The sequence below is a fragment of the Streptomyces cinereoruber genome, assembly GCF_009299385.1.
GTDB classification, from domain to species: domain Bacteria; phylum Actinomycetota; class Actinomycetes; order Streptomycetales; family Streptomycetaceae; genus Streptomyces; species Streptomyces bikiniensis.
Genome location: NZ_CP023693.1, coordinates 2,050,386 through 2,075,980 on the forward strand (window position 1 = coordinate 2,050,386; position 25,595 = coordinate 2,075,980).

Genomic DNA, 25,595 nt, shown 5'->3' on the forward strand with positions numbered 1-25,595 from the left:
AAGGGGGGATCCGGCATGCCGCACCGTCACGAGGCCGACCGTGTCGTCCACGGCTTTCCGCACCGGGCCGTGGTCGAAGCCTCGCTCACCGCGCTCCACCGCCGCCTCTCCCCCGACGGCGTGCGCGCCTGGCCGACGAGCGTGACCGCCGACGACGTGGCCCTCGGCGACGGCGAGGACCTGCACCTGGGGACCCAGCGGGTGGCCCGCGCCCTCGTCCGGCACCTGCGGCTGCCCGAGGCCCGGATCGTGGTGACCTTCCGGCGGATGGAGCACGCCGGCACCGTCGAACTCGCGCCCGGCCCCGAGTACTTCGTGGAGGTGCACGAGCGCTTCCGGACCCGCCGCAGGGACGTGGGGGCGGTCCTCGCCCACGAGATCACCCACGTGCTGCTGCACCGCCTCGACCTGCGCTTCCCGCGCACCGCCGAGAACGAGATCCTCACCGACGTGGCCGCCGCCTACCTGGGCGCCGGCTGGCTGCTGCTCGACGCGTACCGCGAGGACGGCGTCGAGCACCAGAAGCTCGGCTACCTGACCCCGGAGGAGTTCGGCTACGTCCTCGCCAAGCGGGCCGAGGTCTTCGGCGAGGACCCCTCGCCGTGGTTCACCAGCCAGGTGGCGTACGACGCGTGGGTGCGGGGCCGGGCGGAGGCCGCCCGGGAGCGGACGGCGCCGCCGCTCGCCGGGGCGGGCCGGATCGAGCGCGGCCGGTACGTCTGGGAGCGGCGCCGGGGCCGGGCCGGCGAGGACGCCCCGTACGCCTTCGACGGCGGGGCCCCCGCCACCCGCGTCTCCTTCTCCTGCCCGGTCTGCCGTCAGCGGCTGCGGATCCCGGCCGGGCGGACGCTGCGGGTCCGGTGCGGGACGTGCGGCACGGTCCTGGAGTGCGCGTCCTGAGACCGCGTCCCCGGTCCCGGGCTCCTTCGGGAATCGATTTGCGCCATGTGCCGACGGCGGGTCAGGGTCGGGGCATGAGCACGTTGTTCGACGCGATCCTGCACGGCGACGAGGACGGGGCCGTACGGGCCCTGCGGGAAGGGGCCGACCCCGAGGGGCGGGAGGACGGCGAGACCGCCCTGTACCGGGCGGCCGTCGGCGGCGAGGCCGGAATCGTGCGGGTGCTGCTCGCCGCCGGGGCTGATCCGGGCCGGGGCAGCGGCGAGGAGGACGGCGACCTGCCGCTGTGCGGGGCGGCCTGCGTCGGGCACACCGAGACGGTACGGGCGCTGCTGGCGGCGGGCGCGGCGGCGGACCAGGAGGAGGGGTACGGCTTCACCGCCCTGACCTGGGCCCTGCGGCTCGGGTACGCCGACGTCGCGCGGCTCCTCCTGGAGCACGGCGCCGACCCCGACCGGCGCGGCCCCGACGGGCTCGCCCCGCTCCTCGCCGCCGCCCGGCGCGGCTCCACCGGCTGCGTGCGGGCGCTCCTGGACCACGGGGCGGGCGGCCGGGAGGCCGCGCTGCGGGAGGCGCGGCGGTGGATCGGCGCCGACATCGCGGCCGAGCTGCGGCGCGGGCTCGTCGCCGGGAACGAGGGCGGGCAGACGTACGAGGCGGTGGTCCGCCGGGTCCGGGAGGACGGCGGGATCACGGTCGTCGTGGAGCTGCTGCGGGAGGACGGCGCCCCCGGGCGCGGCAACGACCGGCAGACCGGGCACGCGGCGATCGCCACGCTCCTGGAGGCCTCGCTCGGCGTGCGCACCCCCGTGGAGGAACTGGCGGCGCGGGCGCTGCGCTGCGGCGACCCCGCGCTGGACGACTGGACGACGGCGGTGGCCGAACTGGCGGGCCGGGCCGACGAGGAGACCTTCGTGGCGGCGGCCGGCTGGTGCGCCTACCGCGATCCGCTGCGGCGGGCGCTCGGCGCGCGGGTCCTGGGTGCGCTGCCGGGGTTCGCGCAGAGCGCCGTGCCGGTCCTGCGGCGGCTCGCGGCGGAACCGGCGGGCGCCGCGGGGACCGCGCGGGAGCCGCTCCTGTCGGTGGTGACGGCGCTCGGGGAGTGCGGGGACCCGGCGGCCGTGCCCGAACTGCTCGCGGCCGCCGGGCATCCCGACGCGGTGGTGCGCGGGGCCGTCGCGGGCGCCCTGGCCGGGATCGTCCCGGCCGGGCACGTCGAGGCCCTGGGGGTGCTGCTCGCGCTGAGCCGGGACGGCGACGCCCGGGTGCGGGACTGGGCGACGCTCGCGCTCGCCGAACTGCCCGACGACACCCCGCTCGTACGGGAGGGACTTGCCGAACGGCTCGCCGACCCCGACCCGGAGACGGCGGCGGAGGCGGCGCGCGGGCTCGCGATCCGCCAGGACCCGCGCGCCGTCGACGCCCTCGCCTCGGTCCTCGGGGACGGCGAGGCGGACGGCGCGGCGCGCGAGACGGCGCTCGCCGCCCTCGAACACGTCCGGGACCCCCGGGTCAGGACCCGCCTGGAGTGGACGGCCCCGCGCCGGACCTGAGCACCGCCGGACGCTCAGCAGCCGTAGTCGATCAGGTCGAACGACTAGGGGCGTGCGGTGCCGGACGCGGGCGGCGCCGTGGTCACGACACCGCCCGCGTCCGGATCCGTACGGGATTACGTGTTGTCGGCCGGCCGCTGCCGGGGGGCGCGGGGGCGACCCGTGCCCGCCGTCCGGCGCCCGCCGCGACCGCCCCCGGCGGAGGCGGAAGCGGAGGTCGAGGCGGCGGCGCGACCGGTGCCCGCGCCCCGGCCCGTACCGGCAGCACGGCCGCCGCCCGTACCGGAACCGCGGCCCCCGCCCGTACCCGTACCGGAGGCGGAGCCGCGCGTCGAGCCGGTGGACGCGCCGACGGGGGCGGATCCGGCCGGACGGCGACGGCGGCGACCGCCGCCGTTCCCGGCACCGGCGCCGGACCCGGCCGGCTTGCGGGGCGGGGTGGGCTGCGGGGTCTCGATGACGACCGGGACGCCCGAGGGCTCCCGGGCGCCGGTGAGCTCGGCCAGCTCCTCGTCGCTGGACTTGATCTGCGCCGTGCGGGGGCTGATGCCCGCGTTCGACATCAGGCGGCCCATGTCGCGCTTCTGGTCGGGCAGGACCAGGGTGAAGACGCTGCCGGACTCGCCGGCGCGGGCGGTGCGGCCGCCGCGGTGGAGGTAGTCCTTGTGGTCCATCGGCGGATCGACGTTGACGACCATGTCGAGGTCGTCGACGTGGATGCCGCGGGCCGCCACGTTCGTCGCGACGAGCGTGGTGACCTGCCCGTTCTTGAACTGGTCCAGGGTCCGGTTGCGCTGCGGCTGCGAGCGCCCGCCGTGCAGGCCGGAGGCCCGTACGCCGTTGGCGAGGAGCCGCTTGACCAGGCGGTCCACGGACCGCTTGGTGTCGAGGAAGAGGATCGTGCGCCCGTCGCGGGCCGCGATCCGCAGCGTGACGGCCTTCTTGTCGGTCTCGTCGGCCACGTACAGGACGTGGTGCTCCATGGTGGTGACCGCGCCGGCCGACGGGTCCACGGAGTGCACGACCGGGTCGTCCAGGAACATCTTGACCAGACGGTCGATGTTCCGGTCGAGGGTGGCCGAGAACAGCAGGCGCTGGCCGCCCGGCTCGACCTGCTTCAGGAGCTTGGTGACCTGCGGCAGGAAGCCCATGTCGGCCATCTGGTCGGCCTCGTCCAGGACGGTGACGGCCACCTGGTCGAGCCGGCAGTCGCCGCGGTCGATGAGGTCGGCGAGGCGGCCGGGGGTGGCGATGAGCACCTCGGCGCCGCGCCGCAGCGAGGACGACTGCCGGGTGATCGACATGCCGCCGACGACGGTGGTGATCCGCAGCCGCAGGGCACCGGCGTACGGGGTGAGGGCGTCGGTGACCTGCTGGGCGAGCTCGCGCGTGGGCACCAGGACGAGGGCGAGGGGCGCGGTCGGCTCGGCGCGGCGGCCCGCGGTGCGGGCGAGCAGGGCGAGGCCGAAGGCGAGGGTCTTGCCGGAGCCGGTGCGGCCCCGGCCGAGCACGTCGCGGCCCGCGAGCGAGTTCGGCAGGGTCGCGGCCTGGATCGGGAACGGCTCCGTGACGCCCTGCTCGCCGAGGGTCCGCAGCAGGCCCTCGGGCATGTCGAGGTCGGCGAAGGAGGCCACCGGGGGCAGCGCGGGCGTCACCGACACCGGCGGGGTGAACTCGCTCGGCGGCGGGGGCGCGGCGGGACGGCGGCCGCCGCGGGAGGCCTTCGGCTGGGACGTGGACTTCGCCTGCGCGGTGCGGGGGCCGCGCTTGTGGGGGCGCTCGGAGCGGGTCATTCGTGCCTTTCTGGCCGGTGCGCCGCCGAGCCCTGCTGGCCGGGTGCGCGGCGCAGCGGGGGCCCGCACCTGCGCGATGCGGGCCCCGGCTGCTCTGTCCGGAGCGCGCGGTGCGGGCTCCGGTCTGTCTGCTGCTGCCGGGACACTCCGTGGGGGTCCCGGCCGTCTCCTGCTTCTGCCGCCGGAGGGCGTGTCACGGCCGACGCGTGCTGCGTCCGACCCGTACCACGGCTCCGGTCGTCTCTACCGGAACAATAGTGCGCCCCGGGACCTTCCCGCCCCGCCCGCCCGATGCCCGGACGGATCGGCCCAGCCCAGCCGCTCCCGACGTGGCCCACCTCACAGTTTCGGGGCGCGCCGTCGCCGCGCCGGGCCGTCCGGGCGGGGCGCTCCGGGGTCAGGCGGTGGCCTCGCGCTCCGCCCGGCTGCGCTCGACGCAGAACTCGTTGCCCTCGGGGTCCGCCAGGGTAGCCCAGCCGGTGCCGTCCGGGTTCCGCCGGTCGTCGAGGAGGGTCGCGCCGAGTCCGATCAGCCGCTCGACCTCCTCGTCGCGGGTGCGGTCCTGCGGCTGGAGGTCGAGGTGGACCCGGTTCTTCGCCGCCTTCGGCTCGGGCACCTGGATGAAGAGGAGGGAGGCCCCGGGCGACTCGACGAGCGCCTCCTCGTCCCCCGGCTCGTCTTCGTCGGAGACCTTGGAGCCGAGGACCTGCGCCCAGAAGGAGGCGAGGGAGTAGGCGTCGGCGCAGTCGATGGTGACGTGGCGTACGAGAGAGGTCATGGCGCCATGATCCCCGCCGGGCCGGGCGGGCGGCCACCGGTTTCCGGCCCGGTCCGCTTCCCCGCGCCCCCGCCGCCGAACGCGCCGCGGCGCCCTCCCAGTCGTCCGGTCGGGGACAGGTCGGGAGGGCGCCGCGCTCAGTTCCGTACGTCGTTGTACGGGACGTTCGGGGGGTGATCCGGTCGGGTCAGACCGTCAGGGCACGGTCCGTCGGGCGGATCGGGGCCGGCAGGGAGCTGGCGCCGGTCAGGTGGCGGTCCACGCCGCGGGCGGCGGAGCGGCCCTCGGCGATGGCCCAGACGATGAGCGACTGGCCGCGGCCGGCGTCGCCGGCGACGAAGACGCCGTCGACGTTGGTGGCGAAGTCCGCGTCGCGGGCGATGTTGCCGCGCTCGTCGAGCTCCAGGCCGAACTGGGAGACCAGGCCGTTCTGGACGTCCGTGCCGGTGAAGCCCATGGCGAGGGTGACCAGCTGGGCGGGGATCTTGCGCTCCGTGCCCGGCTTCTGGGTCAGCTTGCCGTCGACGAACTCGACCTCCACGAGGTGGAGGAACTGGACGTTGCCGTCCTCGTCGCCCTCGAAGTGGGTGGTGGAGACGGAGTAGACCCGCTCGCCGCCCTCCTCGTGCGCCGAGGTGACCTTGTACAGCATGGGGAAGGTCGGCCAGGGCTGGCCCGGGTTCCGCTCCTCGCCCGGGCGGGGCATGATCTCCAGCTGCGTGACGGAGGCCGCGCCCTGGCGGTGGGCGGTGCCGACGCAGTCGGCGCCGGTGTCGCCGCCGCCGATGACGACGACGTGCTTGCCCTCGGCGGTGATCGGCGGGGCCACGAAGTCGCCCTCGACCACCTTGTTGGCGAGCGGCAGGTACTCCATCGCCTGGTGGATGCCGTTCAGCTCGCGGCCGGGGACGGGCAGGTCGCGGGCGGTGGTGGCGCCGGCGGCGATGACGACCGCGTCGAACCGCTTGCGCAGGTCGGTGGCGGTGATGTCGCGGCCGACCTCGACGCCGGTGCGGAACTTGGTGCCCTCCGCGCGCATCTGCTCGATGCGGCGGTTGATGTGCCGCTTCTCCATCTTGAACTCGGGGATGCCGTAGCGCAGCAGGCCGCCGATGCGGTCGGCGCGCTCGTACACGACCACGGTGTGGCCGGCCCGGGTGAGCTGCTGGGCGGCGGCGAGGCCGGCCGGGCCGGAGCCGATGACGGCGGCGGTCTTGCCGGAGAGGCGCTCGGGCACCTGCGGCTTGACGTCGCCCCCGTCCCAGGCCTTGTCGATGATGGAGACTTCGACGTTCTTGATGGTGACGGCCGGCTGGTTGATGCCGAGCACGCACGCGGACTCGCAGGGCGCCGGGCAGAGGCGGCCGGTGAACTCCGGGAAGTTGTTGGTGGCGTGCAGGCGCTCCTGCGCCGCCGACCAGTCCTCGCGGTAGGCGTAGTCGTTCCACTCGGGGATCAGGTTCCCGAGGGGGCAGCCGTTGTGGCAGAACGGGATGCCGCAGTCCATGCAGCGGCCGGCCTGCTTGCTGATGATCGGCAGCAGGGAGCCGGGGACGTAGACCTCGTTCCAGTCGCGGACGCGCTCGGCGACGGGACGGGTCTCGGCGACCTCGCGGCCGGTGGTGAGGAAGCCCTTCGGATCAGCCATGGGTCGCCGCCTCCATCATCTTCTCGGTGGTCTCGGCCTCGGAGAGACCGGCGAGCTCAGCGGCGTCCTTGGCGGCGAGCACTGCCTTGTACGTGGTGGGGATGATCTTGCTGAACCGGGCCGCGGCGGCGTCCCAGTCGGCGAGGAGCTTCTCGGCGACGGTGGAGCCGGTCTCCTCGTGGTGGCGGCGCACGACGTCGTGCAGCCACGCGGCGTCGGTGTCCGACAGGGCCTCGATCGCCCCCAGGTTGCCGGAGTTGACGTTGTCCCGGTCGAGGTCGATCACGTAGGCGACGCCGCCCGACATGCCGGCCGCGAAGTTGCGTCCGGTCTCGCCGAGGACGACGGCCGTGCCGCCGGTCATGTACTCGCAGCCGTGGTCGCCCACGCCCTCGGAGACGACGAGGGCGCCGGAGTTGCGGACGCAGAAGCGCTCGCCGGTGCGGCCGCGGAGGAACAGCTCGCCGCCGGTCGCGCCGTACGCGATGGTGTTGCCCGCGATGGTGGAGTACTCGGCCAGGTGGTCGGCGCCCCGGTCGGGGCGGACGATCACGCGGCCGCCGGAGAGGCCCTTGCCGACGTAGTCGTTGGCGTCGCCCTCCAGGCGGAGGGTGACACCGCTCGGCAGGAAGGCCCCGAAGGACTGGCCGGCGGAGCCGGTGAAGGTGATGTCGATCGTGTCGGCCGGGAGGCCGGCGCCGCCGAACTTCTTCGTCACCTGGTGGCCGAGCATGGTGCCGACCGTGCGGTTGATGTTGCGGATCGCGACCTGGGCGCGGACCGGCTGGGCCTCCTCGGCGGAGGGGGCGTTCAGGGCCTCGGCGGCCAGCTCGATCAGCTGGTTGTCGAGGGCCTTCTCCAGGCCGTGGTCCTGCTCGACCAGGGCGTGGCGGACCGCGCCCTCCGGGAGGTCCGGCACGTGGAAGAGGGGCTCCAGGTCGAGGCCCTGGGCCTTCCAGTGGGTGACGGCGCGGCTGGTGTCGAGCAGCTCGGCGTGGCCGACGGCCTCTTCGAGGGTGCGGAAGCCCAGCTCGGCGAGGAGCTCGCGGACCTCCTCGGCGATGAACTCGAAGAAGTTGACGACGTACTCGGCCTTGCCGGAGAAGCGGTCGCGCAGGACCGGGTTCTGGGTGGCGATGCCGACCGGGCAGGTGTCGAGGTGGCAGACGCGCATCATGACGCAGCCGGAGACGACGAGCGGCGCGGTGGCGAAGCCGAACTCCTCGGCGCCGAGCAGCGCGGCGATGACGACGTCGCGGCCGGTCTTGAGCTGGCCGTCGGTCTGGACGACGATCCGGTCGCGCAGGCCGTTGAGCAGCAGGGTCTGCTGGGTCTCGGCGAGGCCGAGCTCCCAGGGGCCGCCCGCGTGCTTGAGGGAGGTCAGCGGGCTGGCGCCCGTGCCGCCGTCGTGGCCGGAGATGAGGACGACGTCCGCGTGGGCCTTGGAGACGCCCGCGGCGACCGTGCCGACGCCGACCTCGGAGACCAGCTTCACGTGGATGCGGGCGACCGGGTTGGCGTTCTTGAGGTCGTGGATCAGCTGCGCCAGGTCCTCGATGGAGTAGATGTCGTGGTGCGGCGGCGGGGAGATCAGGCCCACGCCGGGCGTCGAGTGACGCGTCTTGGCGACCCACGGGTAGACCTTGTGGCCGGGCAGCTGGCCGCCCTCGCCGGGCTTGGCGCCCTGGGCCATCTTGATCTGGATGTCGTCGGCGTTGACCAGGTACTCGCTGGTGACGCCGAAGCGGCCGGAGGCGACCTGCTTGATGGAGGAGCGGCGCGCCGGGTCGTACAGGCGCTCCGGGTCCTCGCCGCCCTCGCCGGTGTTGGACTTGCCACCGAGCTGGTTCATGGCGATGGCCAGGGTCTCGTGCGCCTCCTTGGAGATGGAGCCGTACGACATGGCACCGGTGGAGAAGCGCTTGACGATCTCGGAGGCGGGCTCGACCTCGTCGAGGGAGATCGGGGTGCGGCCCTCGGTGGCGAAGCCGAAGAGGCCGCGGAGGGTCATCAGCCGCTCGGACTGCTCGTTCACCCGGTCGGTGTACTTCTTGAAGATGTCGTACCGCTTGTTGCGCGTGGCGTGCTGGAGGCGGAAGACGGTCTCCGGGTCGAACAGGTGCGGCTCGCCCTCGCGGCGCCACTGGTACTCGCCGCCGATCTCCAGGGCGCGGTGCGCCGAGGGGACGCCGGAGGCGGGGTACGCCTTGGCGTGGCGGGCGGCGACCTCCTGGGCGACGACGTCGAGGCCGGCGCCGCCGATCTTGGTGGCGGTGCCGTTGAAGTACGTGGCGACGAACTCGTCGTCGAGGCCGACGGCCTCGAAGACCTGGGCGCCGCGGTAGGAGGCGACGGTGGAGATGCCCATCTTGGACATGACCTTGAGGACGCCCTTGCCGAGGGCGTGGATCAGGTTCCGGATGGCCTGCTCGGGCTCCAGGCCCTCGATGAAGGTGCCGGCGCGGACCAGGTCCTCGACGGACTCCATGGCGAGGTACGGGTTGACGGCGGCGGCGCCGTAGCCGATGAGCAGGGCGACGTGGTGGACCTCGCGGACGTCGCCGGCCTCGATGAGCAGGCCCACCTTGGTCCGCTGCTTGGTGCGGATGAGGTGGTGGTGGACGGCCGCGGTGAGCAGCAGCGAGGGGATCGGGGCGTGCTCGGCGTCGGAGTGCCGGTCGGAGAGCACGATGAGGCGGGCGCCGCCCTCGATGGCGGTGTCGGCCTCGGCGCAGATCTCCTCGATGCGGGCGGCGAGGGCGTCGCCGCCGCCGGAGACCCGGTAGAGGCCGGAGAGGGTCGCGGCCTTCATGCCGGGCATGTCGCCGTCGGCGTTGATGTGGACGAGCTTGGCCAGCTCGTCGTTGTCGATCACCGGGAAGGGCAGGGTGACGCTGCGACACGACACGGCGGTCGGTTCGAGCAGGTTGCCCTGGGGGCCGAGGGAGGAGCGCAGCGAGGTGACGAGCTCCTCGCGGATGGCGTCCAGCGGCGGGTTGGTGACCTGCGCGAAGAGCTGGGTGAAGTAGTCGAAGAGCAGGCGCGGGCGGGCGGACAGGGCCGCGATCGGGGAGTCCGTGCCCATGGAGCCGAGGGGCTCGCCGCCGGTGCGGGCCATCGGGGCGAGGATGACGCGCAGCTCTTCCTCGGTGTAGCCGAAGGTCTGCTGGCGGCGGGTGACCGAGGCGTGGGTGTGGACGACGTGCTCGCGCTCGGGGAGGTCGGAGAGCTCGATCTCGCCGGTCTCCAGCCACTCCGCGTAGGGGTGCTCGGCGGCGAGGGCGGCCTTGATCTCGTCGTCCTCGACGATGCGGTGCTCGGCGGTGTCGACGAGGAACATCCTGCCGGGCTGGAGGCGTCCCTTGCGGACGACCTTGGCGGGGTCGATGTCGAGGACGCCGACCTCGGAGGAGAGGACGACGAGGCCGTCGTCGGTGACCCAGTAGCGGCCGGGGCGCAGACCGTTGCGGTCGAGGACCGCGCCGACCTGGACGCCGTCGGTGAAGGTGACGCAGGCCGGGCCGTCCCAGGGCTCCATCATCGTGGAGTGGTACTGGTAGAAGGCGCGGCGGGCCGGGTCCATGCTCTCGTGGTTCTCCCACGCCTCCGGGACCATCATGAGGACCGCGTGGGGCAGGGAGCGGCCGCCGAGGTGGAGCAGCTCCAGGACCTCGTCGAAGGAGGCCGAGTCGGAGGCGTCCGGGGTGCAGATCGGGAAGATCCGGTCCAGGGAGCCGTCACCGAAGGTGTCGGAGGCGAGCTGGGCCTCGCGGGCCGTCATCCAGTTCCGGTTGCCCTTGACGGTGTTGATCTCACCGTTGTGGGCGACGAAGCGGTACGGGTGGGCCAGCGGCCAGCTCGGGAAGGTGTTGGTGGAGAACCGGGAGTGGACCAGGGCCACGGCGGTGGCGCAGCGGCGGTCCGACAGGTCCGGGAAGAAGGGCTCCAGCTGGCCGGTGGTCAGCATGCCCTTGTAGACGAGGGTGCGGGCGGAGAGCGACGGGAAGTAGGTCGCGGCCTCGCGCTCGGCGCGCTTGCGCAGGACGAAGGCCTTGCGGTCGAGCGCGATGCCGGTGTTCTGTCCGTCGGCGACGAAGAGCTGGCGGAAGACCGGCATGGTGGACCGGGCGGAGGCGCCGAGCAGCTCGGGGGCGACGGGGACCTCGCGCCAGCCGAGGACGTTCAGGCCCTCCTCGGCGGCGATGCCCTCGATCTTCGCGACGGTGGCGTCGATGCCGTCCTCGGGGAGGAAGGCGATGCCGACGGCGTACGCGCCGGCCTCGGGGAGCTCGAATCCGGCGACCTCGCGGAGGAAGGCGTCCGGGACCTGGAGCAGGATGCCCGCGCCGTCACCGGAGTCGGCCTCGGCGCCGGTGGCGCCGCGGTGCTCGAGATTGCGCAGTACGGTCAGCGCCTGCTCCACCAGCGCGTGGCTGGCTACACCGGTGAGGGTGGCCACGAACCCGACACCGCAGGCGTCGTGTTCGTTACGGGGGTCGTACATCCCCTGCGGAGCGGGGCGACCGTCCATGGGCGACCAGGCGTCGGAACGCATCGGCTCTCCCGTCGTCGTCGTGGCATATGCAGATGCCGAGGGACGACGTTGGCCCTCCGCGAAATTTCGTGCAGGTTACATGATGGCGGGCTTCTCGCGAAGCGGATAGCGCGTTCCAACATGCGGACACCGCCGACACGCAGCGGTGGTACTGGTTCACCTGTGGGGTGCGGCGACAGGCACTGTCCCGCGGGGACGGATCGAGGGGATCCGCACGATCTCCGGATCTCCGGCGAGCCGTCGCTGAGTGGGCTTCGTTGCCCACTGGCGCTCATGCCTCTTTCCCGTTGGTCACGGGTTCGAAACCGCCGGGTAACCGGCTAGGTATGTGGCGCTCCGCATAGTGTCTCATCGAGGCGGCGGATCGGGCCAGGGAGATACGTCACAGGCGATGTGCGGCTTGTGTCCGGAAAAGAGGGGGCGCCCCGGGGCCCCGGAGGCTACAGGGCGGCACCGAAGAGCATGCCGAGTCCGTACGTGACGGCCGCGGCGGCGCCACCGAGGGCGAGCTGGCGCAGGCCGCTGAAGAGCCAGCCGCGCGCGGTCACCCGGGCCACCAGGGCGCCGCAGGCGAAGAGCCCGAGGAGGGCGAGCAGCACGGCCGGCCAGAGGGCGGTCGCCCCGAGCAGGTACGGCAGGACGGGCAGCAGCGCGCCGAGCGCGAACGAGCCGAACGACGAGACGGCGGCGACCGCGGGCGACGGCAGGTCGTCGGGGTCGATGCCCAGCTCCTCGCGGGCGTGGATCTCCAGGGCCTGCTCGGGGTCCTTCGACAGCTGCATCGCGACCTCGCGGGCGAGCGCGGGCTCGACGCCCCGGGAGACGTAGAGCGCGGCGAGCTCCTCCATCTCGTCGACGGGGTGCTTGCGCAACTGGCTCCGTTCGACGTCCAGTTCGGCCTGGACGAGTTCGCGCTGCGAGGCCACGGAGGTGTACTCGCCGGCGGCCATGGAGAAGGCGCCGGCGGCGAGGCCCGCGAGGCCGGTGACGGCGACGGTGCCGGAGGAGACCGCGCCGCCGGCGACGCCGGTCATCAGGGCGAGGTTGGAGACGAGTCCGTCCATCGCGCCGAAGACCGCCGGACGGAGCCAACCGCCGTTCACGTCGCGGTGCGTGTGGTTGTCGCGGTGGGCCTCGTGCAGTGGCGCCTGGGCCTCGATGACGGACATGGTGCTCCCCTCTTTCGGGGCGGACCGGAACGGGCCCGCCTCCCCCTCGACTACCCTCGAAAATACGCTCGATGTAAGGGGCTCGCCAGCAAGGCAGGCCGTACTTACTGAGGCTCGCCTCACCGGCGGACCGGTTCCTGGCGGGGTGTCAGGCGGGTGACAGAGACGTTTCTTCGGCGAGTTCGCGGGCGGTGGTGGCACAGATCCAGGCGACGGGGCGCCGACCGTGCGCCTCCCCGAGGAAGGAGCCGCCGCACATGGTCACCACCACGGCATGCGACACGCGGGAACGGGCGAGGGGGGCGCTCCTCGGCCTCGCCGTCGGCGACGCGCTCGGCGCGCCCGCCGAGAACATGCGGCCCTCCGAGATCCGCCGCCGCTGGGGCCGGATCGAGGGCTTCGTGACGGAGAGCCCGGCGGGCACGGACGACACCGAGTACGCCGTCTTCTCGGGGCTGCTGCTCGCCCGGCACGGCTCGGCCCTCACCGTCCGCCACGTCGAGCGGGCCTGGCACCGCTGGATCGCCGACCTGGACGAGGGGCCCTTCCGGGGCGCGGGCTTCTCGGAGCGGGGCACCCTGGAGAACCTGCGGCGGGGGCTCGCGGCCCCCATCTCCGCGCAGCACCGGCACGCCTGGAGCGACGGCCTCGCGATGCGGGCGGCGCCGTTCGGGGTGTTCGCCGCCGGACGCCCGGCGGAGGCGGCCCGGCTCGTCGCGATCGACGGCAGCGTCAGCCACGAGGGCGAGGGCATCTACGGCGGCCAGGCGGTCGCGGCGGGGGTCGCGGCGGCGATGGCGGGAGCGAGCGTGACGTCGGTGATCGCGGCGGCGCTCTCCGTCGTCCCGATGGACTCGTGGACGGCCCGCTCGCTGCGCCGCGCGGTCGTGGCGGCCCAGCGGGTCCACCCGGACCCGCTCGTCCGTGAGCGCCGGGTCCGCTCGGCGGTCGTCATCGGCGGCTACCCGTGGACGGACCTGGCGCCGGAGGCGGTGGGCCTGGCGTTCGGCGCCTTCGCGGCGGCGCGGGGGGACTTCCGTACGGCCGTCCTGACCGCCGTCAACATGGGCCGCGACGCCGACACCACGGCGGCGGTCGCGGGCGCCCTGGCGGGCGCGGTGTCGGGCGTCCGGGCGGTCCCGGCGGAGTGGGCCACGGCCATCGCCCCGGTCACCGGCAGCTGCCTGCCCTCCATGCGCGGCTACCACGTCCTGGACGTCGCGGACCTGCTGACCCCGGAGGAGGCGGCGTGACCCCGGACACGACGAGCCCGCCGCCTCGGCCGGGAACGGGATCCACCGGGTCCGTCCCGGGTACGGGTACGTCTGCGACTGCGGGGCCGGGGACGCCTGCGGCCACGGGGACGGGGGTGCTTTCGGGCACCGGTACGGCCACGGGGGCGGCCCCGTTCACACCGACACTCGCCACGGGCACCGCGTCGGGGGCGGGCATCGCAGGCGCGCCTACGGGCAGCACCGCACAGGGGACGGGCATCGCCACCACCCCTACGGGCAGCACCGCACAGGGCACGGACACCACCGCCGCCACCCCTGTGGGCAGTCGTCCCGCTGGGCGTGGGGGTCCCCCCTCCGGGGGAGGGTGGGCACAGGCCCCGGTGCCGGGCACCGACCTGCTGGACGCGATCCACGAGGACCCGGCGGCACCCCCGGTACGGCACCCGCACGACCGGGCCTCGACGCCGACCGCCCAGGTCACGACGCCGACCGCCCAGGTCACCGCCCAGGTCACCGCAAGCCGCGACGCGATCGAAGGCCTCCTCCTCGGGATCGCCGCGGGCGACGCCGCCGGGTGGCCCGCCGCGCGGCACCGGGCCGCGCGGATGCCCGAGTGGACCCGCCGCCTCACCCGGGAGCTCGACACCTTCGCGGAGCAGAACGCGACGACCACCCTCCCCGTCCCCATCGCCCTCAACCAGCCCCCGGAACCGCTCCGGCTCGGCCCCTCCGACGACGCCGAGTGGGCGGTCTTCACCGCCGAGGCGATCCTCGCCTCCACCTCCCCCGCCCTCGCCGGGCTCCCCCCGGAGCGCCGGCTCCGCGCCGCCGTGGACCTCGCCTGGAACGTCCTCGCCGGGCAGGTCGCGGCCGCCGCGGACCGCGCCCCCGAGGTCGAGTCCGCCGTCCTGCCCCTCCGCGCCCGGATCTCCGTCCGCGCCGGCCTCGGCAACCTCGCCACCGGTCTGCGCCCGCCCGCGACCGGGCACGACAACCCGCACTACTTCGACGACGCCGCCTGCGTACGGGCCGCCGTCCTGGCCCTCGTCCACCCGGGCGACCCGCGCGCCGCCGCCGAACTCGCGGAGTTCGACGCCCGGTACACCCAGGACGGCGACGGCGTCCACGGCGCCCGCGCCACGGCGGCGGCGGTCGCCGCGGCCCTCGGCGGGGCGAGCGCCGAGGAGGCCGTCGGGGCGGCGCTCGCCGAACTCCCGCCCGCCACCGAGATCGGCCGCAACGCCCGGCACGCCGTGGAGCTCGCCCGGACCGCCGAATCGGCCTTCGCCCTGGTCCCGCTCCTGGAGCACCGGATCGTGGACCACGTCTACAGCTACGGCGTCGCCGCCGCCGAGACCGTCCCCGTCGCCCTGGCCCTCGCCCTGGCCGCCCGGGGCGGGATGACGGCCGCGGTACCGGCCGCCGCCTGCCTCTCCCGGGTCGCGGACTCGGCCCCGGCGCTCGCGGGCGCGCTCACCGGGGCGCTCGGCGGCGGCCGTTCGGTCCCGGCGAGCTGGCGCGAGGCCTGCCGGACCCTCGCGGGCTGCGCGCTGCCCCGGCTCGCGGGGACCGACCTGGTGGAACTCGCCGGGCTGCTCGGAGCCACGGAACCGGCCACCCCCGGTGGACAATTCCGACATGGAACCCACACTGGACGCGCCCAACCCGGCTGTACGCACACCGAGCACACCGAGCACGCCGAGCACACCCAGCACACCGACCGCACCGGGGGGCGTTCCCACCCTGGATGACCGGATCACCGGGAGCCTCCTCGGGGCCGCCGTCGGCGACGCGCTCGGCGGCCCCGTCGAGGGCTACACCCCCGAGCAGATCCTGGAGCGCCACGGCGGCCGCGTCACCGGGATCGTCGGCCCCTGGAACGGCGACGCCTGGCGCACCGCCCGCCCCATCGCCCCGTACCACAAGGGCGACGGGCACGTCACCGACGACACCTTGATGACCCACACCCTGATCCGGGTGTACGAGAAGGTCCGCGGCCACCTCGACGCGTACGCGGTCGCGGACCACCTCGTCCCCGAGCTCATGAACTCCCCCGTCTGGATCCCGGAGCTGGAGGCCGAGGCTCTGCCGCTCCAGCGGATCTTCCTCGCCGAGAAGTGGATCGTGACCCGGCTCCACTACGGGCACGTGGACCCGCGCGAGGCCGGCAGCGGCAACATCGTCAACTGCGGCGCCGCGATGTACATGGCGCCGGTCGGGCTCGTCAACGCCGCCGACCCGCGGGCCGCCTACGCCGAGGCCCTCGATCTGGCGGGCGCGCACCAGTCCTCGTACGGCCGGGAGGCGGCGGGCGTGTTCGCGGCGGCGGTGGCGGCGGCCTGCGTGCCGGGCGCGACACCGGCCTCGGTCGTGGACGCGGCCCTGTCCCTGGCGAAGGACGGCACGGAGGCGGCGATCGAGGCGGTGGCCGAAGCGGCCGTCGGCCACACGGACTTCGAGACCGCCCTCGTCCCCCTGCGCAGGGCGGTCGCCCCCTTCGACACGGTCGGTCCGGACTACCGCGCGCCGTCCCTCGGCGCCCGGCGGCCCTCCCGGCTCCACTCGATCGAGGAGCTGCCGATCGCCCTGGGGATGCTGCTCGTCGGCGGGGGCGACTTCCGGCGCACGGTCCTGGGCGCGGTCAACTACGGCCGGGACTGCGACTCGATCGCCACGATGGCGGGTGCGATCGTGGGCGCGCTGCACGGCGAGGCGGCCGTGCCCGCCGAGTGGGCGAAGCGGGTGGCGGAGGCCAGCCGCCTCGACCTGCACGCCCCGGCGCGGGCCCTGGCCGGGGTCGCCCGCGAGGTCTTCGCGCGGGACGCGGAGGCGCGCCGGGCCCACGAGTCGGCGTTCGCGGCGCTGACGAGCGCGGACCGGTGAACCTCCGTGTGACCTGGGTGCAGCCGGAGGACCTGGTGGGCCACGAGCTGCGGCAGGCGGCGGAGGACGGGCGCGACGCCCGCGGCCCGGCGGCCCGCTGGGCGGCGGCGGGCGGCCCGCCCGCCCCGGCCACGGCCGGCGCCTCCCCCGTCCCCCGCCCGGACCTCCGCCTCCTGGCGGAAGAACTCCTGGACACCCTGGCCGCCCTCCCGAGCCCCCTCGCGAAACACGAACCGACCGCCCTCCCGGACATCCTGGCCCTGACCGCCGTCCCCACGGGGCCTCCTCACGGCGAAGCCGGAACCGAGGACGACGGGCGGCCCCGGGTCCCACAGCCGGGCCCCCCGCACGGAGACCACGCGGCCCCGACCCCGGACCCGCACCCGCACCCGCACCCGCTGCCGGACGCCTCCCCGCGCCCGCGCGAAGCGCCGGGCACGGCCCCCGGGCACAGCAGGTCCCCCGGGTCCGGAGACGCCCCCGCCGCACCGGGCACGAGGAACACGGGGAGCCAGCCGACGCACGACCCCGCCCTCCTCCCCCGTCTGCACGCCGCCTGGCTCGGGCGGGCCGTCGGGTGTCTGCTCGGCAAGCCCGTCGAGAAGCTCCCCCTCCCCGCGATCCGCGCCCTCGCCCGCGCCGCCGGCAACTGGCCCCTCACCACCTGGTTCACCGCCCGGGGCGTGCCTCCCGAACTGCTCGCCGCGCACCCCTGGAACCGGCGCTCCGCCGCCACCTCCCTCGCCGAGAACATCGACGGCATGCCCGAGGACGACGACCTCAACTACCCCCTCCTGAACCTCCTCCTGCTCCAGCGGTACGGCCGCGGCTTCACCACCTCCGACGTCGCCCGCCTCTGGCTCGACGAGCTCCCCGCCGGCCGCACCTTCACGGCCGAGCGCGTCGCCTACCGCAACCTCCTCGACGGGGTCGAGCCCCCGCTGACCGCCGTCCGCCGCAACCCCTTCCGCGAGTGGATCGGCGCCCAGATCCGGGCCGACGTGCACGGCTGGACCCACCCGGGCGACCCGGTCGCCGCCGCCGCGCAGGCGCACCGGGACGCGGTGCTCACCCACACCGGCAACGGCGTGTACGGCGCCATGTTCGTCGCCGCCACCGTCGCCACGGCCGCGTCCGGCACCGCCGACGTGCACCGGGCGCTCGCCGCCGGGCTCGCCGTGGTCCCGCCGCGCTCGCGCCTCGCCGGGGCCGTCCGCCTCGGCGTCGAAACGGCCCGCGCCCACCGGGGCTTCGACGCCGTCGTGGACCGGCTGCACGCCGAACTCGGCGGGTACCACTGGGTGCATGCCGTCCCCAACGCCGCCCTGCTCGCCGCCGCCCTCACCCACGCCGACGGCGACTTCTCCCGCTCCGTCTGCGCGGCGGTCTCGGGCGGCTGGGACACCGACTCCAACGGCGCCACCGCCGGTTCGGTCGCCGGACTGCTCGCCGGACACCCCGACCGGCTGCCCGAGCGCTGGACCTCCCCCCTCAAGAACCGCCTCGCGACCTCGGTCCCGTCCTTCGACGGGATCGGTTTCGACACCCTGGCCGAACTGACACACCTGGAGGCAGTACGCCCATGACCAGCATCGTCGTGCTCGGCAGCACGAACATGGACCTCGTCGCCTACGTGCCCAGGGCCCCGGCCCTCGGCGAGACCGTCACCGGCCGCTCCTTCCGTACGATCCCCGGCGGCAAGGGCGCCAACCAGGCCGTCGCCGCCGCCCGCGCCGGCGCCGAGGTCGCCATGATCGGCGCGATCGGCACGGACGGCTTCGGGGCGCAGCTCCGGGCCACCCTGGAGCACTGCGCGGTGGACACCGACCTGCTGCGCACCGTCGAGGGCCCCTCGGGCACCGCCCACATCGTCGTGGACGACGAGGGCGGCAACGCGATCGTCGTCGTCCCCGGCGCCAACGGCACCGTCACCTCCCTCACCCACGGCGACGAGGCCCTCATCGGCACCGCCGACACCCTGCTCCTCCAGCTCGAACTCCCCCTCCCCGTCGTCGTCGAGGGCGCCGCCACCGCCCGCCGCCTCGGCGTCCGCACCGTCCTCACCCCCTCCCCCGCCCAGCCGCTCCCTCCCGAACTCCTGGCCGCCACGGACCTGTTGGTGCCGAACGAGCACGAGGCCGCCGCGCTCACCGGCCTCGCGGACCCGCGCGCCGCCGCCGAGGCCCTGCTGCGGGACGTCCCCGAGGTGGTGATCACCCTGGGCGCGGCCGGCAGCCTGTACGCGGCGCGCGGCGCCGAACCGGTCGCCGTCCCCGCCCCCCGGGTCAGGGCCGTGGACACCACCGGCGCCGGCGACACCTTCGTCGGCGCCCTCGCGGTCGCCCTCGGCGAGGGCCGCCCGGCCCCGGAGGCGCTCGCCTGGGCGCAGACCGCCGCCGCGCTCTCCGTCCGGCGCGAGGGCGCGTCGACCTCGATGCCGTACCGCGTCGACATCGAAGCGGCCTTCCGCTCCCCCGACTCCATGGAGGCCGATCCCGTATGACGACCCCCCCCACGCCGAAGGCCGCGCCGGAGAACGCGCCGGACACCGACGGCTCCGCCCTCCCTCCCCTCCACGGACTGTGCGTCCTGGACCTCGCGACCCTCTTCGCCGGACCGATCGCCGCCATGATGCTGGGCGACTTCGGCGCCGACGTCGTCAAGGTCGAGCACCCCCGCAGGCCCGACCCGTCCCGCGGCCACGGCCCCGCCAAGGACGGCGTCGGCCTGTGGTGGAAGGTCCTGGGCCGCAACAAGCGGACGATCACCCTCGACCTGTCCACGCCGGGCGGCCGGGACACCCTCCTCGCGCTCGCCGCCGACGCCGACGTGATCGTGGAGAACTTCCGCCCCGGCACCCTGGAGCGCTGGGGCCTGGGCTGGGAGGAGCTCTCCGCCGCCAACCCGCGTCTGGTCCTGGCCCGCGTCACCGGCTTCGGCCAGTTCGGCCCGTACTCCCACCGCCCCGGCTTCGGGACCCTCGCCGAGGCGATGAGCGGCTTCGCCGCCCTCACCGGCGAGCCCGACGGCCCGCCGACCCTGCCCCCCTTCGGCCTGGCCGACTCGATCGCCGCCCTGGCCACCGCGTACGCCGTGATGACCGCGCTCACCGCCAGGACGACGACCGGCCGCGGCCAGGTCGTCGACATGGCGATCATCGAACCGATGCTCTCCGTCATCGGACCCCACCCCCTCTGGTACGACCAGCTCGGATACGTCCAGCCCCGCACCGGCAACCGCTCCCGCAACAACGCCCCGCGCAACACCTACCGGACCGCCGACGGCTCCTGGGTCGCCGTCTCCACCTCCGCGCAGTCGATCGCGGAGCGGGTCCTGAACCTCGTCGGCCGCCCGGAGCTGATCGCCGAGCCGTGGTTCGCCGACGGCGCGGGCCGGGCCGCGCACGCGGACGTCCTGGACGAGGCGGTCGGCTCCTGGATCGCCCGCCACACCCGCGACGAGGCCATGGCGGCCTTCGAGAAGGCGGAGGCGGCCATCGCCCCCGTCTACGACGTCCGGGACGTCCTCGAAGACCCGCAGTACCAGGCGCTCGGCACCGTCACCGAGGTGGCGGACCCCGAGCTGGGGCCGATCAGGATGCAGAACGTCCTCTTCCGCCTCTCCGAGACCCCCGGCGCCATCCGCTGGGCCGGCCGCCCCCACGGCGCCGACACCGCCGCCGTCCTCTCCGAGCTGGGCCTCAGCCCCGCCGAGATCGGCGCCCTGCGCGAGCAGGGGGCGGTATGAGCGGCACCCACGCCCACGGCGTCCGGAACCTGGGCAGGGTCAGCGGCCCCCGCGAGCGGACCGGCGCGCCCGTCGCGAGCGGCACCGCCGGACCGCACACCCCGCTCACCTGGCTGTACGCGCCCGGCGACCGGCCCGAGGTGGTTCGCAAGGCCCTGGTCTCCGGCGCCGACGTCGTGATCGTCGATCTGGAGGACGCGGTCGCCCCCGACCGCAAGGCGTACGCCCTGGAGGCCACGGCCGATCTTCTCTCGGACGTCCACCCCGTCCCGGTGCACGTCCGCGTCCACACCCCGCTCGACATCCCCGTCCTGACCCCCCTCCCCGGCCTCTGCGGTCTCCGTGTACCCAAGGTGACACACGCCACTGACATCCACCGGATCGCCGGCCTCGCCCCGGGCCTCCCGCTCTATCCGCTCCTGGAGAGCGCCCTCGCCGTGGAGAACGCGTACGCCGTCGCCTCCGCCCACCCCGCCGTGCGCGGCATCGCGCTCGGCGAGGCCGACCTCCGCTCCGACCTGGGGGTACGGGAGGACTCGGGGCTCGACTGGTCGCGCGGCCGGCTGGTGGTCGCGGCCCGCGCGGCCGCCCTGCCGCCCCCGGCGCAGTCGGTCCACCCGCACGTCCGCGACCTGGAGGGGCTGGCCGTCGACTGCGCCCGGGGCCGGGCGATGGGCTTCCTCGGCCGGGCCGCCATCCACCCGCGCCAGCTCCCGGTCATCGAGCGCGCCTACCTGCCCACCCCGGAGGAGGTCGAGGAGGCCCGGGAGATCGTGGCGGCGACCGGGCAGGGCGCGCTGGCCCTCCCGGACGGGCGGTTCGTGGACGCGGCGGTGGTGGAGGGCGCCCACCGGGTCCTCGCCCTGGCCTCGCGGGCCGGGTGACCCGTACGCCCGTACGCGGAAGGGCCGCCGGAACCTTTCGGCTCCGGCGGCCCTTCCGATCGCTGCGGGCGGGGGCGGTCAGCTCTTTCCGGCGCCGTGCTCCACGTCCTTGCCGTCCTTGCCGAGATCGACGGCGTCGTCGGAGGAGGCGTCCGCCTTCACGTCGGCGTCCTCACCGGACTCGTCGGGCTCCCCGGCCTTCTCCGAGCCCTCCGCCTTCTCTTCCGCCTTCTTCTCGGCCTTCGGCTCCACGATCTCCTCGCGTCCCGGCCGGAGCCGCGACGAGACGACGATGTAGGTCACCGCGAGCAGGAAGACGACGATCGCCGTCCACACGTTCAGGCGCAGGCCGAGCACGTGGTGGGCCTCGTCGACGCGCATGTACTCGATCCAGCCGCGGCCCGCGCAGTACGCGGCGACGTAGAGCGCGAAGGCGCGCCCGTGGCCGAGCTTGAAGCGGCGGTCGGCCCAGACGACCAGGAGGGCGACGCCGATGCACCAGAGCGACTCGTACAGGAAGGTCGGGTGGTAGGTCCCGGCCTCGCGGTTCGCGCCCTCGGTGATCTTCAGGGCCCAGGGCAGGTCGGTCGGCCGGCCGTACAGCTCCTGGTTGAACCAGTTGCCCCAGCGGCCGATGGCCTGGGCGAGGGCGATGCCGGGCGCGATGGCGTCGGCGTACGCGGGGAGCGGGATGCCCCGGCGGCGGCAGCCGATCCAGGCGCCCACCGCGCCGAGCGCGATGGCGCCCCAGATGCCGAGGCCGCCCTCCCAGATCTTGAAGGCGTCGACCCAGTTCTCACCCTCGCTGAAGTACAGCTGGTAGTCGGTGATCACGTGGTAGAGACGTCCGCCGACGAGGCCGAAGGGCACCGCCCAGACGGCGATGTCGGCCACGGTGCCGGCGGTGCCGCCCCGGGCGATCCAGCGCCTGTTGCCGTACCAGACGGCGACGAAGACACCGATGATGATGCAGAAGGCATAGCCGCGCAGCGGGATCGGTCCGAGGTGGATCACGCCGGTCGACGGGCTGGGAATGTAGGCAAGGTCCATGGCAGGTCCGACGCTACCCTGCCGGCCGGGCGGGACGGCAGCCCGCCCGGCAACGTCTGGGTAACTAACCCCCCGGCGGAGGGGCCCGCCGGGGGCGGTTCAGCCAGCCGACGGGGAGGCCGTGCCGGGCTTCTTGCCCTTGTTGGCCTCGGCGACCCACTTCTTCAGGTTCTCCGGGGAGAGCTGTTCGTTCCCCTTGGTCGGGAAGATCGATTCTCCGTTGAGGAGGACGGTCGGGGTGCCGCGGAAGCCGCCCTTCTGGAAGGCCTCGTTGGACTTCACGACCCAGCTGTCGTGCGTGCCGTCCTCCACGCAGCTCCGGAACGCCGGCGTGTCGAGGCCGGGGACCTTCGCCGCCAGCTCGATCAGCTTCTTGTTGTCGCCGAAGGAGTCGTCCGTCTCCTGCGGCTGGTTGATGTAGAGCGCGTCGTGGTACGGGGTGAACTTCCCCGCGTCCTGGGCGCACGCGGCGGCGTTCGCGGCGCGCAGCGAGCCGCTGCCGCCCATGTTGCCGTCGATGAGGGTGGCGAGGTGGTACTCGGTCCTGAGCTGGCCGGAGGCCTCCAGCTCGTGGATGGAGTCCCGCATGACGTTCTCGAACTGGGCGCACGCCGGGCAGCGGAAGTCCTCCCAGATCTGGAGGGTGGCGGGGGCGTCCGGCCGGCCGGTGGGGATGGCGGGCGTGTCGCCCTCGACGGAGCCCGTCGGCGCGACCACCGGTCCCGCCTTGTCGGACCCGCCGCCCTTGTCGGCGTTCGCGGCGATCACGCCGACGACCGCGGCCAGGGCGAGGACGCCGACCACCGCCGACGACACGATCAGGACGCGTCGCTGCCTGTCGCGGGCCTTGTCGCGCTCGCGCTGCTGCTGAAGGCGCTCGCGCGCGCTCCGGTTTCCGTCACCACGGTTGTTCTGGCTCACGCCCTGCGCAACGAACCGGGGAGGCGCGTGCGCGCCTCCCCGGCCCCAGATCCACCCGGACGGGTTACGAATCCCGGCGGACGCCCTCGGCGAGTTCGGCCGCCAGTTCCCTTACGGCGGCGAGTCCGGCGGCCTCGTCGCCGTCGGCGTCGAGGATCCGCTTCACGAAGGCGGAGCCGACGATGACGCCGTCGGCGAAGGCGGCGACCTCCTTGGCCTGGGCGGCGTCGGAGACGCCGAGGCCGACGCAGACCGGGAGGGTGCGGCCGGGTTCGACGGCGGCGCGGGTGCGGCGGACCAGGTCGGCCGCCTGCTCGCCGACCGACTCGCGGGTGCCGGTGACGCCCATGAGGGAGGCGGCGTAGACGAAGCCGGAGCCGGCGGCCGTGATGGTGGCCAGGCGCTCGTCCCGGCTGCTGGGCGCGACGACGAAGACGGTCGCGAGACCGTGCTTGTCGGCGTGCTCGCGCCAGAGCGCGGACTCCTGGACCGGCAGGTCGGGCAGGATGCAGCCCGCGCCGCCGGCCGCGGCCAGCTCCTCGGTGAAGCGCTCGACGCCGTACCGGTCGATCGGGTTCCAGTACGTCATGACGAGGACCGGCTTTCCGGTGGCCTCGTGGGCCTCGCGGACCGTGCGCATGACGTCGGCGATCCGGACGCCGCCCCGCAGGGCGATGTCGTCGGCGGTCTGGATGACCGGGCCGTCGAGGACGGGGTCGCTGTGCGGGAGGCCGACCTCGACGACGTCGGCGCCGCCCTCGAAGACGGCCTTGATCGCCGCGATGCCGCCGTCGACGGTGGGGAAGCCGGCCGGCAGGTAGGCGACGAGCGCGGCCCGGTTCTCCGCCTTCGCGGCGGCGAGGGCGTCGCTCAGCAGGTCGATGTTGCCGCTCACTTGGCGTCCCCCTCGATCTCGGCGGTGTCGTCGGCGCCGGCGTCCGCGGCGACCTCGGCGTCGGTGTCGTACAGCCCGAAGTAGCGGGCGGCGGTGTCCATGTCCTTGTCGCCGCGCCCGGAGAGGTTGACCACGATCAGGCCGTCGGGGCCCAGCTCCCTGCCGACCTCGATCGCCCCGGCGAGGGCGTGCGCCGACTCGATGGCCGGGATGACGCCCTCGGTGCGGGAGAGCAGGCGCAGGGCCTGCATGGCGGCGTCGTCGGTGACGGCCCGGTACTCGCCGCGGCCGCTGTCCTTGAGGTGGGCGTGCTCGGGGCCGATCCCGGGGTAGTCCAGGCCGGCCGAGATCGAGTACGGCTCGGTGATCTGGCCCTCGTCGTCCTGGAGGACGTACGACCGCGAGCCGTGCAGGATGCCGGGCTCGCCGGCGGTGAGGGTGGCCGCGTGCTCGCCGGTCTCGACGCCGTGGCCGGCCGGCTCGCAGCCGATCAGGCGCACGCCGGTGTCCGGGAGGAAGGCGTGGAAGAGGCCGATGGCGTTGGAGCCGCCGCCGACGCAGGCGATCGCCGCGTCGGGGAGGCGTCCGGCGCGCTCCAGGATCTGGCGGCGGGCCTCGACGCCGATGACGCGGTGGAAGTCGCGGACCATGGCGGGGAAGGGGTGCGGGCCGGCGACGGTGCCGAAGAGGTAGTGCGTGCGGTCGACGTTGGCGACCCAGTCGCGGAAGGCCTCGTTGATGGCGTCCTTGAGGGTGCGGCTGCCGGACTTCACAGCGACGACCTCGGCGCCGAGCATGCGCATCCGGGCGACGTTCAGCGCCTGGCGCCGGGTGTCGATCTCGCCCATGTAGATGGTGCAGTCGAGGCCGAAGAGGGCGCAGGCGGTGGCGGTGGCGACGCCGTGCTGCCCTGCGCCGGTCTCCGCGATGACCCGGGTCTTGCCCATGCGCTTGGTCAGGAGGGCCTGGCCGAGCACGTTGTTGATCTTGTGCGAGCCGGTGTGGTTGAGGTCCTCGCGCTTGAGGAAGATCCGGGCGCCGCCGGCGTGCCCGGCGAACCGGGGCACCTCCGTGAGGGCGCTCGGGCGGCCCGTGTAGTTCACCATCAGGTCGTTGAGCTCGCGGGCGAACTCGGGATCGCCCTTCGCCTTGTCGTACTCGACGGCGACCTCGTCCACGGCGGCGACGAGGGCCTCCGGGATGAACTTGCCGCCGTAGGCGCCGAAGTAGCCCTCGGCGGTGGGGACCTGACCGTCCGGGTCGGGAATGAAGAACTCGCTGGACATGCGGTTGCTCCTCGCGGGGCGGGTGCCCCGGGATACGGGTGGGTGATGGTCACGGTATGCGCGCGGACCGTCTGTGTACGCCAACGCGGTCGCCGGTGCGGGGTGCCGCCGGCCGGGACGGTGCCCGGGCGTGCGCCCTGGCGGTGCCCGCCACTCCGCTGCGGGCCTTCCGTCCGGGAACGGCGCCGGGGCGTGCGCTCCGGCGATGCCGGCAGCCTGGCCGCAGGCCCCGCCCCGCCCGTTGTGGGCAGTCGTTCCGCTGGGGCGTGGGGGTCCCCCCTCTGGGGGAGGGTGGGCA

18 protein-coding genes are annotated in these 25,595 nt (G+C 74.6%); 9 read left to right on the forward strand and 9 right to left on the reverse strand.

The features are described 5' to 3' along the window. The first annotated feature begins 15 nt into the window (after positions 1-15). Together CP977_RS09040 and CP977_RS09045 are read left to right on the forward strand one after the other, a co-directional pair. On the forward strand, positions 16-900 hold the full coding sequence (locus tag CP977_RS09040; protein ID WP_109185722.1) for a hypothetical protein: 885 nt from the start codon (positions 16-18) through the stop codon (positions 898-900). 74 nt (positions 901-974) lie between these two features. Then, positions 975-2,453, forward strand: coding sequence for an ankyrin repeat domain-containing protein (locus CP977_RS09045; RefSeq protein WP_062756564.1), 1,479 nt, complete (start codon positions 975-977; stop codon positions 2,451-2,453). A 116-nt stretch (positions 2,454-2,569) separates the two neighbouring features. On the opposite strand, the gene CP977_RS09050 is transcribed toward CP977_RS09045, so the two are convergent. The 5 genes from CP977_RS09050 to CP977_RS09070 all read right to left on the reverse strand — a co-directional run bounded on the left by CP977_RS09050 (position 2,570) and on the right by CP977_RS09070 (position 12,396). After that, positions 2,570-4,246 carry a DEAD/DEAH box helicase gene (locus CP977_RS09050; protein ID WP_062756563.1) on the reverse strand — a complete coding sequence of 559 codons (1,677 nt, stop codon included), beginning with the start codon at positions 4,244-4,246 and terminating at the stop codon, positions 2,570-2,572. A 397-nt stretch (positions 4,247-4,643) separates the two neighbouring features. Then, on the reverse strand, positions 4,644-5,024 hold the full coding sequence (locus tag CP977_RS33995; RefSeq protein WP_167309041.1) for a VOC family protein: 381 nt from the start codon (positions 5,022-5,024) through the stop codon (positions 4,644-4,646). Positions 5,025-5,211: 187 nt separating this feature from the next. Continuing rightward, positions 5,212-6,672 carry a glutamate synthase subunit beta gene (locus CP977_RS09060; protein WP_062756561.1) on the reverse strand — a complete coding sequence of 487 codons (1,461 nt, stop codon included), beginning with the start codon at positions 6,670-6,672 and terminating at the stop codon, positions 5,212-5,214. Beyond that, entirely contained in the window at positions 6,665-11,227 is a 4,563-nt protein-coding gene (gene gltB, locus CP977_RS09065) for a glutamate synthase large subunit (protein ID WP_152369886.1), read from the reverse strand. The genes CP977_RS09060 and gltB overlap by 8 nt, the downstream gene beginning before the upstream one ends. Positions 11,228-11,667: 440 nt before the next feature. Next, a complete protein-coding gene (locus CP977_RS09070) occupies positions 11,668-12,396 on the reverse strand; it encodes a VIT1/CCC1 transporter family protein (protein WP_030205386.1) in 729 nt (242 codons plus the stop codon). A gap of 257 nt (positions 12,397-12,653) precedes the next feature. On the opposite strand from CP977_RS09070, the gene CP977_RS09075 reads away from it, so the two are divergent. The 7 genes from CP977_RS09075 (at position 12,654) to CP977_RS09105 (ending at position 21,145) form a co-directional block, all read left to right on the forward strand. Continuing rightward, positions 12,654-13,649 carry an ADP-ribosylglycohydrolase family protein gene (locus tag CP977_RS09075; protein ID WP_062756559.1) on the forward strand — a complete coding sequence of 332 codons (996 nt, stop codon included), beginning with the start codon at positions 12,654-12,656 and terminating at the stop codon, positions 13,647-13,649. A gap of 362 nt (positions 13,650-14,011) precedes the next feature. Next, positions 14,012-15,382, forward strand: a complete 1,371-nt coding sequence (locus CP977_RS09080) for an ADP-ribosylglycohydrolase family protein (RefSeq protein WP_152369887.1) — start codon at positions 14,012-14,014, stop codon at positions 15,380-15,382. Continuing rightward, positions 15,270-16,514 carry an ADP-ribosylglycohydrolase family protein gene (locus tag CP977_RS09085; RefSeq protein WP_062756558.1) on the forward strand — a complete coding sequence of 415 codons (1,245 nt, stop codon included), beginning with the start codon at positions 15,270-15,272 and terminating at the stop codon, positions 16,512-16,514. Before CP977_RS09080 ends, CP977_RS09085 begins: the two co-directional genes overlap by 113 nt. Continuing rightward, positions 16,511-18,100: an ADP-ribosylglycohydrolase family protein gene (locus CP977_RS09090; protein ID WP_152369888.1), complete on the forward strand. Its 1,590-nt coding sequence runs from the start codon at positions 16,511-16,513 to the stop codon at positions 18,098-18,100. The genes CP977_RS09085 and CP977_RS09090 overlap by 4 nt, the downstream gene beginning before the upstream one ends. Beyond that, positions 18,097-19,017, forward strand: a complete 921-nt coding sequence (rbsK, locus tag CP977_RS09095; protein ID WP_152369889.1) for a ribokinase — start codon at positions 18,097-18,099, stop codon at positions 19,015-19,017. The genes CP977_RS09090 and rbsK overlap by 4 nt, the downstream gene beginning before the upstream one ends. After that, positions 19,014-20,261 carry a CaiB/BaiF CoA transferase family protein gene (locus tag CP977_RS09100; protein ID WP_152369890.1) on the forward strand — a complete coding sequence of 416 codons (1,248 nt, stop codon included), beginning with the start codon at positions 19,014-19,016 and terminating at the stop codon, positions 20,259-20,261. Before rbsK ends, CP977_RS09100 begins: the two co-directional genes overlap by 4 nt. Next, on the forward strand, positions 20,258-21,145 hold the full coding sequence (locus CP977_RS09105; RefSeq protein ID WP_152369891.1) for an HpcH/HpaI aldolase/citrate lyase family protein: 888 nt from the start codon (positions 20,258-20,260) through the stop codon (positions 21,143-21,145). The genes CP977_RS09100 and CP977_RS09105 overlap by 4 nt, the downstream gene beginning before the upstream one ends. 78 nt (positions 21,146-21,223) lie before the next feature. Here CP977_RS09105 and lgt read toward each other — a convergent pair whose 3' ends face one another. The 4 genes from lgt to trpB all read right to left on the reverse strand — a co-directional run bounded on the left by lgt (position 21,224) and on the right by trpB (position 25,297). Beyond that, entirely contained in the window at positions 21,224-22,195 is a 972-nt protein-coding gene (gene lgt / locus CP977_RS09110; protein ID WP_152369892.1) for a prolipoprotein diacylglyceryl transferase, read from the reverse strand. 99 nt (positions 22,196-22,294) lie between these two features. Then, positions 22,295-23,116 carry a DsbA family protein gene (locus tag CP977_RS09115; protein WP_062756553.1) on the reverse strand — a complete coding sequence of 274 codons (822 nt, stop codon included), beginning with the start codon at positions 23,114-23,116 and terminating at the stop codon, positions 22,295-22,297. Between the two features lie 64 nt (positions 23,117-23,180). Next, complete coding sequence (gene trpA, locus CP977_RS09120; protein WP_062756552.1) at positions 23,181-24,011, reverse strand: tryptophan synthase subunit alpha; 831 nt, start codon at positions 24,009-24,011, stop codon at positions 23,181-23,183. Beyond that, positions 24,008-25,297, reverse strand: a complete 1,290-nt coding sequence (gene trpB, locus CP977_RS09125) for a tryptophan synthase subunit beta (RefSeq protein ID WP_062756551.1) — start codon at positions 25,295-25,297, stop codon at positions 24,008-24,010. The genes trpA and trpB overlap by 4 nt, the downstream gene beginning before the upstream one ends. Between the last annotated feature and the right edge of the window lie 298 nt (positions 25,298-25,595).